Origin of the sequence: Actinopolyspora biskrensis (assembly GCF_013408175.1) — a bacterium.
GTDB lineage: Bacteria > Actinomycetota > Actinomycetes > Mycobacteriales > Pseudonocardiaceae > Actinopolyspora > Actinopolyspora biskrensis.
In genome coordinates, this window is sequence record NZ_JACBYW010000003.1 from 584,101 (window position 1) to 596,905 (window position 12,805).

Genomic DNA, 12,805 nt, shown 5'->3' on the forward strand with positions numbered 1-12,805 from the left:
TGACGGCGCAGGCGGCGCCGAAGAAGGCCCCGGGACCACGAGCCGCGACACGAATCACCGATCATCGTATTGCGGGGCCCGCTCCGGGAGCCGGATGATCAGGACGGCACCGTCCCGGAACCGGAAGAGCTCCATGTCAGTCCCGAGAAAGACCGCGGCCGCGATCCTGGCCGCCCTGCCGCTGCTGGCCACGCTGTCCTGCGGTGGGCCGTCAACCGCAACCGAGTACGAGGCGGCGCCGCCGGGGACTCCGAGCGCCGCGGAGGCCGCGGACCTGCTCGACGAGCTGCGGGTCGCCCCGGAGGGGTCGATGGACGGTTACGACAGGGACGAGTTCCCGCACTGGGCGAAGGCCGAGGGGCGGAACTGCAACGTGCGCGAGCGCGTGCTCATCCGGGAAGGAACGGACGTGGACACCGGGCGGGACTGCTATCCGACCTCGGGCGAGTGGAACAGCTGGTACGACGGCGGGACGTGGACAGATCCATCCGATTTGGACATAGACCACATCGTTCCGCTGGGCGAGGCGTGGCGCTCGGGGGCCTCGGAGTGGAGCACCGACAAGCGCGAGGACTTCGCCAACGACCTGGACGGGCCGCAGCTCGTCGCGGTCACCGACAACGTGAACCAGTCCAAGGGCGACGATCCTCCCGAGGAGTGGCTCCCTCCGGACGAGAGCGTCCACTGCGGTTACGCTGCCGCCTGGACGGGCACCAAGCACAACTGGGAGCTGTCCGTGACCACCGAGGAGAAGAAAACGCTTCGGGACGTCCTCCAGGGGTGCTGACGAACCGGACCGCTGCTCTCCGCTGTGTCCGCCCGAGCGGGAACCCGGGGCACTCCGGTCATCGCTGGTCCGACTCGGGGTGCAGTGGAGGCAGCTCGGCCAGCGCCTCGGAGCGCCCCAGCCCGGTGGCCTGCAGCAGGTCCACCGCGATGGAACGGGTCTGCAGCACCACCACCTGCATGGAGAAGTCCGTTTCGGACAGCAGCCGGACGGTGGTCCTCCGCGCGACGGCGCGTGCCGCCTCGCGCGTGCGCACCGGATCGGTCCCGTCGGCGAGCTCGTCGCGCAGCAGGACCACCGCGCCCGCCAGTTCCTCCAGCATCCCGGGCAGCGGACGCGGGACCTGTTCGTTGTCCCGCAGCGCCGCGAGCGCGCGCCGCGTCAGCACCCTGGTGTTGCGCAGCGCCCGGTCTATCGGGGTGGAGGCGGTCTGGTAGCGCTCCAGGTCGGCACGACGGTGCCAGCGGATCGGCGCGAAACGGGCGATCTCGCTGCCGGTGGTCAGTGCGGAACGCAGCTCCTCCACCGAACGCTGGCTCTTGCGCGCCCCGGCCAGCACGTCCGAGGCCGCCTCGATGTCCTCGCTGGCCATGGCGGCGGAAATCCCGCGCAACGCGTCGGTCAGCTGACCGAGGACCACGCGCCCGTGCCGATGGGCGACGGCCAGCGGGTTCTGCGGCAGCAGAGCGGCCACCACCAACCCCACCAGACCACCGATCGCGGCGTCGACCATGCGGTTGAGCCCACCCATCGTGGCCGGAGGCAGCAGGGTCGCGACCAGCACCGAGGACGACGCGGCCTGCATGACGATGACCCCGCCCGCGTCCAGCAGGACGGCCGTGCTCATGGCCAGTGCCACCACCAGGGCGATCTGCCACGGGCCGGTACCGATCACCGATATCAGCACGTCGCCCACGCCCACGCCCACGCTGACGCCCACGACCAGCTCGGCGGCGCGCCGCAACCGCTGCCCCAGGGAGACGCCGAGGGCGATCACCCCGGCTATGGGAGCGAAGAACGGCTGGGGGTGCCCGACCACGTGCCGGGCCAGCAGCCAGGCCAGCCCGGCGGCCACGGCGCACTGCACGATGGGGATGCCCGTTCGCAGCAGGCGGCGCCCCCGCCTGCTGAGTTCCTGGCGCAATCGCTGCACGTCGACATTCTCCGTCAACCACGCCGGGTAGCCCCGTCCAGGCGGGCGAACGCCCGGTGAGCGAGACCGTCACCCGCTGTTGAACGTTTCGCGCGAAACGTCCCTTCCGGAATCGCTCCAGGGTGACGGTTTCGCGCGAAACGTCCCGAAGTTCCCGGATCGTCCCTTCCGCGTGCCCGACGTCGAGACACCACCCGAGCACCCGGGCAGACCGAGCCGTGAACCCTCGGTCAGCTCATCCCGTTGGGCTCCAGCGACTCCGGATCACTGTCGAGGAGCAGTTGGCGGCAGCGCTCGTACTCCTCGTCCTCTCCGATGGCCTTGGCCGCCTTGGCCAGCATCGCGACGGAACGCAGCACCCCCCGGTTCGGACGGTGGCTCCACGGGACGGGGCCGAAGCCCTTCCACCCCGCCTTGCGCAGCGAGTCCAGCCCACGGTGGTAACCGGTGCGGGCGTAGGCGTACGCGGCCACCGCTTCTCCCGAGTCCAGAGCGAGCTCGGCGAGCCGCGCCCACGCCGCGCTGTAGGTGGGGTGACGTGCGGCGACCTCGTTGGCCGCGTTGCCCTCGTCGAGTTCGGTCTGCGCGGCGGTGTCCTCCGGCAGCAGGGTTTCCGGAGGTTCCAGCAGGTTTCCTTGCGTCGTCATGGCCACATCCTGCCAGCAAGGCACCCGAACGATCCGTTCCCCGAAGGACCGCCCGTCGCGGGAGGCCGCTCGCTCCGGGGAGAGCAGTCGGATCAGGCCAACCAGCTGCCGGTCACGGGGCTCCACTCCCGCACGGTGGTCTCGGAGAGCACCCCCTCCGTGGTGTAAGGGTCCTCGGCGAGCAGGGCGTCGAGCGCCGACCTGTCGGCCACGTCGTAGACCAGCATCGCTCCGGTGTCGTCGGCGAACGGCCCCGCGGCGACCAGGAATCCCTGCTCCGCCAGGGATTTCGAGTACTCGCGGTGCGCGGGCCGGGTCCGTTCGAGCAGGTCCCGATCGCTGCCGTAGCGGATCTCGACGACGAACGTGGTCATGCGGGGGCTCCTCGCGTGAGCGTTTGTAACGAGTTCCTTGCGGACATTACCGGGTGAGCAGACGCGCCCCCCTCGCGGACGGTACCTTGCGGAATCGTGATCGGGGACGGAACCAGCGGAATCGAACGCTCGGTCGAGCGCACTCTCGGCCACCTACGCACCCTGGACGGTTCGGGTGAGCAGGAGGAGACCACCGAGGCACCGCTGAGGCTGGAGGACCTCTACCGCCAGCAGCAGATGCGCATGGTGCGGCTCGCGATCCTGCTGGTGGACGATCCGGCCACCGCCGAGGACGTGGTCCAGGAGGCCTTCACCGGGCTGTACCGCAACTGGGCCCAGTTGCGCGACGCCAAGGCCGCCGTCGGCTACCTGCGCACGGCCGTGGTCAACGGCAGCCGTTCGGTGCTGCGGCGCCGCAAGACCGCGCGGGAGTACCAACCTCCGCATCAGCCGGACGCGCGCTCCGCGGAGTCACTGGCGATGTTGTCGACCGAGCACCAGGCGATCGTCACGGCCCTCGGCCACCTGCCGCGGCGTCAGCGCGAGGTTCTCGTGCTGCGTTACTACGGGAACATGTCCGAAGGCGAGATCGCCGAGGCCACCGGCGTCTCCAAGGGCACGGTGAAGTCGACGGCCAGTCGGGCCTTGGAGGCCCTGCAGAAACATCTCGGCACTTCCTGAGGTCAGTGCTCGTGACGGCCCGTGTAGGTGGTCGGTTAGCCGGCACGTGAGTCGGCGCCTTGCTGCGTTGGGCCGCTCTTGAGTAGCCACCACGCGGCGAGCGGCCCCGCCTGGCAATGCATCCGACTCACGCACCGGATGTTCTCGTCCTGGCTAGGCTGAAGCACTCGCGTCGAACGGAACCTTCTACCGGGAGTGCGCAGAGTTCCCCTTCGGCGCCGCAGCGCCGAAACACCGGCCAGGAACTCCCGACCAAGAGCGCCACTCCAACGCAGGCGCTCTGAGCCCGAGCAATCGGCGCCGCCGCGGGTTCTCAGTCCCGGGTCTCGCGAGGACGGCCTCGACGTGGTGCAGGTGGCTACCCGATGTCGAGGATCCCGCAGCGAGACCCCGACCGAGGTTCCCCCACCCGCACCGCCACTCCAACCCAGCCGCCGACCATCCCCCTAACGTCTGACACAGGTGGTGTAGACCAAAGTAGGATCGATGTCGCAGGATCGGACGCGCACTCGAACACCCGCCCGGCAACACGGGGTGCCCGGTTCGATGCCGCACGCCGACCTCCGGTCCCGTGCGCACCGCCGCCTCCCCACCTGGAAGGAACGCCGACACCGTGAGCACCGAACCAACCGCGCCGTCCACGATCGGCGGCCGGATCGTCACCGACGAAGGAGTCCTGGAGAACGGCTGGGTCCGCATCGCGGACGGCAGGATCGCCGAAGTGGGCGAGGGCCCCGCCCCGGGAGACCGGCCCGTGGAGCTCACGGGGGGTTGGATCGTGCCCGGATTCGTGGACGTGCACTGTCACGGTGGCGGCGGTGGTTCACTGACCAGTCAGGATCCCGAGCAGATCGACCGGGCGGTGGCCACGCACCGCTCCCACGGCACCACCACGATGGTGGCCAGCCTGGTCACGACTTCGATCCCCCGGCTGCGTGAGCAGATACGAACACTGCTCGGTCCCGTCTCGAACGGGGACGTGGCGGGCATCCACCTGGAAGGCCCCTTCCTCTCCTCCGTGCGCTGCGGCGCGCACGACACGTCGATGCTGCGCCCGCCCGACCGGGAGCCCCTCGACGAGCTGCTCGACGCCGGAGGCGAAGCGATCCGGATGGTCACGCTGGCCCCGGAACTGGACGGGGCGGTGGAAGCGATCCGCCATCTCTCCGCATCGGGGGTCACAGCCGCCATCGGCCACACGGACGCGCTGACCGAGCAGGTCGAAGCCGCCGTCGACGCGGGGGCCACCGTGGCCACCCACCTCTTCAACGGGATGCGCCCGCTGCACCACCGCGAACCGGGGCCGGTCGGCACGCTGCTCGACGACGAGAGGGTGACCGTCGAGCTGATCTGCGACATGGTGCACCTGCACCCGACCGTGGCGCGGCTGGTCGCCCGCCACGCGGGAACGGCCCGGACCGTCGCGGTCACGGACGCGATCAGCGCCACCGACGCGGGCGACGGTCGGTACGAACTCGGCGAGCTGCCGCTGACCGTCTCCGGCGGGGAACCGCGGCTGGAGGACGGTTCACTGGCGGGCAGCACGCTGACCATGGACGCCGCGCTGCGCAACCTGGTCCGGCGCTGTGGGCTCGACATGACCGAGGCGGTGGCGGCCTGCTCCACCAGGCCCGCCGAGCTGCTCGGGCTGTCCGGGCGGGTCGGCTCGATCCGCTCCGGGCTGGCCGCCGACCTGGTGGTGCTGGACGAAGAGCTGCGCACCACCGAGGTGTTCAAGGACGGCGCCCGGGTCTCCCCGGTCGCGGAGCCCGGATGAGCGCGCCGGGAGGAAGGTCCGCCCGGCTCCGGGACGTCGTCCCCGTTCCGGGGGTCCACCGGCGACGCACCACCGGGCGAGCCGGGCCTACATCGACTTCCTCCCCGCCGCACCGGGGTCGGGGTTTCCCGGCGGCCTCGCGCCCGGTGGTTCCTGCTTCCCAGCTGGGACGATCGCGAGTGAGCGCGGGGCTGGTGCGGTCACCACGTCCACTCACGATCGAATTCCTCCACGGACAGGAGGCATGATGAAGGCATGAACGCCTCGAAGAGCGGCGAGAACGAGCCTCCGGAGCGGATGCTGTCCGCGGCCCTGCACGCGCAGGCCACGGGCAACGCTCAGCCGGCGAGCCCGGCGGCTCCCGCCCCGCCGCGGCCTCCGAAACCGCGGCGGTTGCCCGTGCTGCGCGTGCTGCTGTTCGCTCTCCTGCTCGGAATCGCGGCGGGGGCGGTGGTCGGAGTGCTCACGCTGCTCTGAACCGCCGCGCAACCGTCCGCGCGAACCGAGTGCCGCCCCTCCCGGAACGTCTGACGAGGACTTCGCCTCGGCGTGCCCAACGCCGAAACCCACCATCCGAGCAACTCGCGCCGCCGCGGGTTCTCAGCCGAGTGCCCGGCGAGGACGGCCCCGACGTCGTGTAGGCCGCTACCCGATGTCGGGGCACCCGCAGCCGGGCGCAGGCTGAGGTTCCGCCAAGCGAGCACCCACGCAGACCGAACCGATGAACCCGGACACAGCTCAGCTCACTCGGGTGATCTGCTCCGTCGGGGACTCGGCCGTCGTTCTGCTGCGCAGCACCAGGCGTTCGACGAGCAGCATCGCGGTGACCAGGGCCACGCCGAGCAGGAAGAACAACACGACCACGCCCACGTCGCCCGAGGGGGCCAGCAGGGCACGTCCCTCGGTCTGCCACGGCCACAGCGCCCGCAGGCAACCGGCCATCACACCGGTCATCACCACCAGGGTGATCCGCCTGCGGTGTTCGAGCAGCCACTGCAGCAACTTGACGAAAAGCCCCAGGCCGATGACCGCCCCGAGGGCGAAGGTCGCGATGTAGCCCAGGTCCCTGTCGTTGAGCGCCGAGATCGTCGTCTCGTACAGCCCGAACGAAAGCAGGAAGAACGAGCCGGAGACCCCGGGCAGCACCAGGGCGCACACCGCAACGGCCGCGGCCAGCGCCACGAACACCGGGTGCGGCGCGAGCGAGGTCGGCGGCAGGCTCGTGAGGGCGAAGGCGAGCACGGCCACCACGACCGCGGTCAGCACGTCCCCCAGCCGCCACGGACGTCCGACCATCGAGATCGGCACCCACAGCGAGGCCAGCACCAGCCCGAAGAACACCGCGTTCGAGGAGACCGGGTGGTCGTGCAGCACCGGCTCCAGCAGCTTGGCCGCGAGCAACGCGGCGCAGACCAGACCGATCAGGGCCGGAAGCACCACGTCCCAGCGCACCCGCCGCAGTTCGGCGGAGGCCCTGGAGAGTCCCGCGCCGCGCGGGACGTCGGCCACCGCGATTCTGAGCCCGCTGAGCAGATGACCGGCCGAGCCGATGAGGGCTTCGTAGATACCGGTGACCAAGGCGATCGTTCCGCCACTCACCCCGGGAACGACCTCGGCGGTGCCGATCAGTCCCCCTCGGACCAGATTAGCCAGATACGAGCGTGCTGATTTGACCATGACCTGCTTTTCGTTTTGGGACGTCGGCTGACACCGGCTTCCTTCAGCGGTCACCGGGAGGATCCACCCACGGAGTGCTCCACGTGGATTGTCCGGCTCGCGTGGATGCCACGCGGTGGAGATGCCCTCATGGTGCCACCGGTTCGTGAACGGTTCGCTACCAGGGCGACACCCCCGGGGCTCCCGCCCCGGGGAGTTTCCGCTCCGGGGGGCGGAACGACCTCGGCCCGGAACCGGTCACCAGGAGTTCCCGAGTTCGGCGTGCTGCCGCACCCAGGTGTGCATCACGATCCCCGAGGCCACCCCGGCGTTGATCGAACGGGTGGAACCGAACTGGGCTATGGAGACCACCAGGTCGGCGATCCGCCGCGAGTCGTCCCCCAGGCCGGGTCCCTCCTGACCGAACAGCAGCACGCAGTCGCGCGGCAGCGTCACCCGCTCGACGGGCTCGGCCCCCGGGGTGTTGTCCACCGCGACGATCCGCAGCCCGTTCCCGTCGGCGTAGGCGCGCAGCTCGTCGAGATCAGGGTGGTGGCTGACGTGCTGATAGCGGTCGGTGACCATCGCTCCACGCCTGTTCCACCTCCGGCGCCCCACGATGTGCACGGCCCGCGCGGCGAACGCGTTCGCCGTCCGCACGACCGTTCCGATGTTGTGGTCGTGCTGGAAGTTCTCGATGGCCACGTGGAAGCCGTGCCTGCGGCGGTCGAGGTCGGCCACGATGGCCGAGCGGTGCCAGTACCGGTACTGGTCCACGACGTTGCGCCGGTCCCCGTGCTCGAGCAGTTCGGGGTCGTAGCGCTCGTCGTCCGGCCACTCCCCTTCCCAGGGGCCGACACCGACGGGCGCGGTCCCCCACTCGGTCGGGCCCGGCTCGACCGACGCCTGCTCCGTACTCACTCGTTCAGTGGAATTCCGTTCTTCGTTCTCCGTTCCGCCGTCCGCGGCGGAGACACGCTCCGGAGTCACCGCACCTCCTCCGGGACCCGTGGCGCGGTCCCGCGCGTGCACTGCCGAGCCACCGCCGTCATGCCAGTCCCAGATCGGCGAGTCCCAGCAGGGACCGGTACGTCAGCCCGGCCCCCTCGATGGCCTCGCGCGCGCCGGTGTCCCTGTCCACCACGGTGGCCACGCCCACGATCTCCGCGCCGGCCTCGCGAAGGGCCTCGACGGCCGTGAGCACGCTGTCTCCCGTGGTGGAGGTGTCCTCGACCGCGAGAACCCCGCGACCGGTCACGTCCGGTCCCTCGATGCGGCGTTGCATGCCGTGCTGCTTGGTGTCCTTGCGTACCACGAAGGCGTCGAGCGGCGGCCCGCTCGCGTGCAGCACGGCGGCGGCGACGGGGTCCGCTCCGAGCGTGAGCCCGCCCACCGCGGTGTAGTCCCAGTCCGCCGTGAGCCGGCGCAGCAGGGTGCCGATCAGCGGTGCCGCCCCGTGGTGCAGCGTGGCTCTGCGCAGGTCCACGTAGTAGTCCGCCCGCCTACCCGAGGACAGGGTGACCGGCTCGTGCACGACCGTGAGGTCCCGAACGAGTCCGGCGAGCCTGTCGCGGCTCTGTTGATCCACCGTAGTTTGCGCGGGTTGTTCCTCCACGGCGGGAAAGCATACCGCCCACCCGAACGATCTATATCGCTACTCCCCCGCCGGAGTGATAGCCGGAACAACAGAACGGATTCACGATTCCGACAAAATAGAAACGCTTCACTCGAAAGTGTGTACATCAGGGATACGCGAACAAAAAAATCCCGGAGGTTACTATTCCCGCCATGACATCAATCGCTGATATACGTCCCATGACGTACGAGGACGCCCCGGAAGTGCTGAAAACGGGCAACGACGTTTTCGACACCGATGAATTCCCGTACTCCACCTGGTCGCTGAGCGCGATCGCGAAACACCTGGACCAGCAGCCGGAGGCCTGCCACGTGGCCCACTCCGAGGGCGCCGTGGTCGGATTCATCCTGGCCTCCATGCCCTTTCTGACCCACCAGCACTGGGGGCACGTCGAGTGGATCGCGCTGCGTCCCGGGTTCCAGGGCAGAGCACTGGCCAGCAAGCTCGCCGACGCGACCATCCGGGCGCTCTACGGCGCGGGGGCCACCAGGGTGGTCGCCGACATCGCCACCGCGAACCGGCAGTCCAAGCTGCTCGCCCGTTCGCTCGGATTCACCGAGCTGACCACGGTGAGCCTGTTCGCCGCCCCCAGCCTCGAGTGGATCAAGACGCCCGAGCGCCCCGTGGAAGTCGCCGCGAGCGAAGCGTGACGACCGGACCCGCGCACAGACCACGCGGGTTCGTGGCTCCCGCTCCCCGTTCTTCCGGGGCCACGAACCCGCGATGCGCCTCATGAAGCTCTCCGGCCGAGTTGCCGGTCGCCCCGGGTCTTTCTCCGGCTCCGAAGCACACCACCCGGGCACTCACGACGGAGGAGAGCGGAAGACACCGCTCAGTCCGATCCGGGAGCACGCTCGCGACGGCGCAGCGTCATGACCATGAACCCGACCTCCGGCATGGCGCGCCAGTCGTCGACCACGCGCACGGCGCGTTCGGCGAGTTCGGAGCCGAGCACCCGCTCGATCTCGGACCAGTGCTCCCGCAACCGCTCCAGGGCGCGCGGCCACGTCTGTGCCGTGTTCTCGGTGATGTCGACGAACTCCACCGGTTCCAGCCCGGCAGCGTCGGCGACCTCGAGATGGCGCGGCAGGGTGTCCAACGAGACCGCCTGGATCATCTCGTAGTACTCGGCGGTCCTCCGGCGCGTCCGTTCGGTCAGCGGCACTTTCGCGTAGGGCGTCTCCAGCACCAGCCGTCCCGAGGGGCGCAGCATCCGGGCGAGACTCGGGAGCAGCTCGTCCAGCTCGAAGTGCAGCGAGGACTCGATCAGCAGCGCGGCGTCGAAGCTTCCCGGGTGGAACGGAGGGTCGAGCGCGTCCGCGCACTCGAAGGAAACCCGGTCCCCGACCCCGTTGGCCGCGGCGTGCTCGGCAGCCGCCCCCAGCGCGCTCCTGTTGACGTCGATCCCGGTTACCGCGGCCCCGGTGCGGCTTCCCACCGCAACGGCAGGCCGGCCGTTTCCGCAGCCGACGTCCAGCACCCGGTCCCCCGGTCCGGCGCGGAGCCGGTCGGCGACTAACTCGGTCAGCCGTGCCGAGGCGTCCTCCAGGGAGGTGTCGTCCTCGCTGCCGTACCAGTACCCGTTGTGCAGATCGGGTCCCCAGTACTTCTCCGCCAGCGGTGCGAACAGCCCGTAGGCGCTCTCGACGTCGGGAGAGGGACCAGCGGCCCCCACCTCGGTTCGGTTCGACATTGATGTTCTCCGGTTCTTCGCGGATCGTCGTGGCGGAACGGGGCGGCCGAGACAGGCGGATACCGCGGCATCGCTTTTCGGTCGATCACCGTCGTCTTTTCGAGAAACTAGCAACGATCCCGGAACCGGCGTTCCCCGCCCCGAAAAGAAAAGTGACCAGAATTCATTTTCGAGGAGTGGCCAGTGATTCCGAGCGGGTACCGAGCGGGCCGTTCCGCTCACCGGAGCCCGAGTCCGCGCGGAAGGGGACGTGACACCTCCCCCGACGCGCACCAGGCCCCGACGGCAGCCTCGCGCGGGTGCTCCGTAGCGCGGCAGAGATGTACATCGCCGGGAAGCTGATCCCGGACGGGTTGATCGAGTATGCCCGCGAGGCCGACCCCGGCGAGTAGTTCGGGTAGGCCCCGTTCGTCGTAGTGCTGTCGCTCGGTTGTCGGTTGGCGGTCCTACTCGGTGTCGTCCGCGATCCACTGCCCTGTCGGAGTGATCGCAGATGACGGGCACGTGTTCGATGTGCGGGCGCGATGCCGAGCGGGACTCCGCGTTGTGCGAGCGGTGCCGCGGCGAGATGGAATAACGATGGCCGCCCCCGTGTCGATGGGGGCGGTCGGTCTTTGCGGGACCAAGCGCGGATGCACGTGTTGGTGAAGCTGACGCCCTGCCACGAGCGGCGTAGGAGCCAGTTGCGCCACGCCTCGGCCCACTGGGGATGTGCCTCGATCTGCTCGGGCGTCCACACCCCTTTGGGATAGTCCAGGTCGGCTCGCCACTGCTCCTTGAGGAGCTCACGGCGTCGGATCGCGTCCACGACATCCTCGTTCGAGTAGTCGATCTCACCGTCCGAGGGGTCCGCAGGCAGAGCGTCCCACTTGCCGAAATCCGACTCTGCGGGGAAGGGGCGTAGCACTCCCCCTACATACACCAAGCCCCCGACCTCGTCGGGCCGGGGGCGCGGTCGTGGTGGGTGCTTCACTCGAAGCGGTCGGTCTTCACCGCGTCGAGGAACGCCTGCCACTGCTGCCGGTCGGCGGTGAAGTAGCCGAGGCCGCGGTCCTTGGTGTCGCGCACCGCGGCACCGTCGCCGATGCGGCCGACCTCGACGCAGGCGGTATTGTTGCTGGAGCGAGTGGACTTCCGCCATCCTGCGGGCTGTTGTGTCACGGTATGCTCTCCTCGAATTCGTCTGCGCGTGCGGCGATGAACTCCGCTGCCTGCTCCGGGGCCTTCGCCGCATCGCGCAGGTTACCTACAGCGTCCTTGTAGATGTCTACAGCGTGGGGAGCCGTGAGGAACGCGGCCGAGCCGAGGTGTTCGAGATGCACGATCGGAGCGGCGCGTGGGAACTCGATCAGCATGAACTGGCCACTGTGCGCGGAGGTCCACGCACCAGGATTCGCCGGAATGATCCGCAGTGTCACGTTGGTGAGTTCGGCAAGCTTTTCGAGGTGTCGTAGCTGGTCGGCCATGACTTCCGGTGACGCGATGCGCTCGGTGAGAGCGCGTTCCATGATGATCGCCTCGAACGTGGGAGCCTGCCTGCTGGTGAGGATGTCGCGGCGGCTGGCTCGCATCGCGATGCGGGTTTCCTGCTCCGGTCCATGCGAGGTCGCCATCACGGTTCGGGCGTAGTCGGCTGTCTGTAGCAGTCCCGGAACGAGCAGCGGAGCGACTTCGATAATCGCTGAGGCGGTACGTTCGTACTCGATGAGTGTCACGAGTTCCTGATGGACACCGGGAATGCCTGCTCGCAGCCAGTCCGGCCCATCGCTCTCGCGTGCCAGTTCGGTGAGTCGGTCCCGCTCTGCTGCTGAAAGTCCGAGCGCGACGGTGATACCGGCGACGTCCTCCGGTGTGGCGGTGCGGACGCCGGTCTCGGTTCGGGTGATCCACGCGTGCCCGATATTGAGCCTACGAGCCAGTTCGCGCACTCCGGTGCCGGTTGATTCACGAGCTTTCCGCAGTTCAGCGCCGAGTGTGCGCGCTTTCGGGCTTCCTGGCCTGGTTCCCGTCATGAACCAATCGTAGAACAATCTTCGCGCTTACTGGATCACGCGATCGGAGTATTGCACGAGTGGATCTGAACCATCAGAGTGGTTCCTAACCAACCTATTGGCGACGAACCGTAGCAAGGAGGCTACCGAATGGCACACAGATATGACCTGTCCGGCCTGGGCGTGCGGGTGGAGTGCACCGATGCGTCCGGGCCCTCGTCGCTGCGGGTGTACCGCTCGGAACGGACGCCCGAGGTGATCCGGATCAAGACGCCGACAGTGTTCAACCGCACCAGGTGGACGGTTGCCCAGGCCCGCGAGTTGCGGGACGTGCTGGATGCGGCGATCCGGGGTCAGTCATGAGGCCGGGCGAGCTGGCCACGTGGGCCGCGCACGAGCAGTGGACCATG

General features: G+C 69.2%; 15 protein-coding genes. 6 read left to right on the forward strand and 9 right to left on the reverse strand.

All coding sequences use genetic code 11. The features are described from left to right. The first annotated feature begins 133 nt into the window (after positions 1–133). On the forward strand, positions 134–787 hold the full coding sequence (locus FHR84_RS11095; protein ID WP_179535365.1) for an HNH endonuclease family protein: 654 nt from the start codon (positions 134–136) through the stop codon (positions 785–787). A 58-nt stretch (positions 788–845) separates the two neighbouring features. On the opposite strand, the gene FHR84_RS11100 is transcribed toward FHR84_RS11095, so the two are convergent. The 3 genes from FHR84_RS11100 to FHR84_RS11110 all read right to left on the reverse strand — a co-directional run bounded on the left by FHR84_RS11100 (position 846) and on the right by FHR84_RS11110 (position 2,961). After that, entirely contained in the window at positions 846–1,958 is a 1,113-nt protein-coding gene (locus FHR84_RS11100; RefSeq protein WP_218862646.1) for an FUSC family protein, read from the reverse strand. A 212-nt stretch (positions 1,959–2,170) separates the two neighbouring features. Then, a complete protein-coding gene (locus FHR84_RS11105; RefSeq protein ID WP_179535367.1) occupies positions 2,171–2,587 on the reverse strand; it encodes a DUF3151 domain-containing protein in 417 nt (138 codons plus the stop codon). 92 nt (positions 2,588–2,679) lie between these two features. Continuing rightward, positions 2,680–2,961 (reverse strand): YciI family protein, encoded by a 282-nt coding sequence (locus FHR84_RS11110; protein ID WP_179535368.1) that lies wholly within the window; start codon positions 2,959–2,961, stop codon positions 2,680–2,682. A 96-nt stretch (positions 2,962–3,057) separates the two neighbouring features. Between FHR84_RS11110 and FHR84_RS11115 the strand changes: the two genes are divergently transcribed. From FHR84_RS11115 to FHR84_RS11125, 3 genes are all read left to right on the forward strand, one after another. Then, positions 3,058–3,642 (forward strand): SigE family RNA polymerase sigma factor, encoded by a 585-nt coding sequence (locus tag FHR84_RS11115; RefSeq protein WP_179535369.1) that lies wholly within the window; start codon positions 3,058–3,060, stop codon positions 3,640–3,642. 613 nt (positions 3,643–4,255) lie between these two features. Next, on the forward strand, positions 4,256–5,419 hold the full coding sequence (gene nagA, locus FHR84_RS11120) for an N-acetylglucosamine-6-phosphate deacetylase (RefSeq protein WP_179535370.1): 1,164 nt from the start codon (positions 4,256–4,258) through the stop codon (positions 5,417–5,419). A gap of 255 nt (positions 5,420–5,674) precedes the next feature. Continuing rightward, on the forward strand, positions 5,675–5,896 hold the full coding sequence (locus FHR84_RS11125) for a hypothetical protein (RefSeq protein ID WP_179535371.1): 222 nt from the start codon (positions 5,675–5,677) through the stop codon (positions 5,894–5,896). A 261-nt stretch (positions 5,897–6,157) separates the two neighbouring features. Here the strand turns inward: FHR84_RS11125 and FHR84_RS11130 are convergent, their stop codons facing one another. The 3 genes from FHR84_RS11130 to pyrE form a co-directional block, all read right to left on the reverse strand. Further along, positions 6,158–7,096, reverse strand: a complete 939-nt coding sequence (locus FHR84_RS11130; RefSeq protein ID WP_179535372.1) for a DUF368 domain-containing protein — start codon at positions 7,094–7,096, stop codon at positions 6,158–6,160. A gap of 237 nt (positions 7,097–7,333) precedes the next feature. Continuing rightward, positions 7,334–7,996, reverse strand: a complete 663-nt coding sequence (locus FHR84_RS11135; RefSeq protein ID WP_179535373.1) for a TrmH family RNA methyltransferase — start codon at positions 7,994–7,996, stop codon at positions 7,334–7,336. Between the two features lie 127 nt (positions 7,997–8,123). Next, positions 8,124–8,663, reverse strand: coding sequence for an orotate phosphoribosyltransferase (gene pyrE / locus FHR84_RS22415; RefSeq protein ID WP_179535374.1), 540 nt, complete (start codon positions 8,661–8,663; stop codon positions 8,124–8,126). 200 nt (positions 8,664–8,863) lie between these two features. On the opposite strand from pyrE, the gene FHR84_RS11145 reads away from it, so the two are divergent. After that, a complete protein-coding gene (locus tag FHR84_RS11145) occupies positions 8,864–9,361 on the forward strand; it encodes a GNAT family N-acetyltransferase (RefSeq protein WP_246300425.1) in 498 nt (165 codons plus the stop codon). A 182-nt stretch (positions 9,362–9,543) separates the two neighbouring features. Here FHR84_RS11145 and FHR84_RS11150 read toward each other — a convergent pair whose 3' ends face one another. From FHR84_RS11150 to FHR84_RS11160, 3 genes are all read right to left on the reverse strand, one after another. Further along, positions 9,544–10,404 carry an SAM-dependent methyltransferase gene (locus tag FHR84_RS11150; RefSeq protein WP_179535375.1) on the reverse strand — a complete coding sequence of 287 codons (861 nt, stop codon included), beginning with the start codon at positions 10,402–10,404 and terminating at the stop codon, positions 9,544–9,546. Positions 10,405–11,373: 969 nt separating this feature from the next. Next, a complete protein-coding gene (locus tag FHR84_RS11155; RefSeq protein ID WP_179535376.1) occupies positions 11,374–11,565 on the reverse strand; it encodes a DUF397 domain-containing protein in 192 nt (63 codons plus the stop codon). Beyond that, the gene (locus FHR84_RS11160; RefSeq protein ID WP_246300426.1) at positions 11,562–12,434 is read right to left on the reverse strand and encodes a helix-turn-helix domain-containing protein; all 873 of its coding nucleotides are present in this window, start codon (positions 12,432–12,434) and stop codon (positions 11,562–11,564) included. Before FHR84_RS11160 ends, FHR84_RS11155 begins: the two co-directional genes overlap by 4 nt. A 111-nt stretch (positions 12,435–12,545) precedes the next feature. Between FHR84_RS11160 and FHR84_RS11165 the strand changes: the two genes are divergently transcribed. Further along, positions 12,546–12,758 carry a hypothetical protein gene (locus FHR84_RS11165; RefSeq protein ID WP_179534937.1) on the forward strand — a complete coding sequence of 71 codons (213 nt, stop codon included), beginning with the start codon at positions 12,546–12,548 and terminating at the stop codon, positions 12,756–12,758. Positions 12,759–12,805 lie beyond the last annotated feature (47 nt).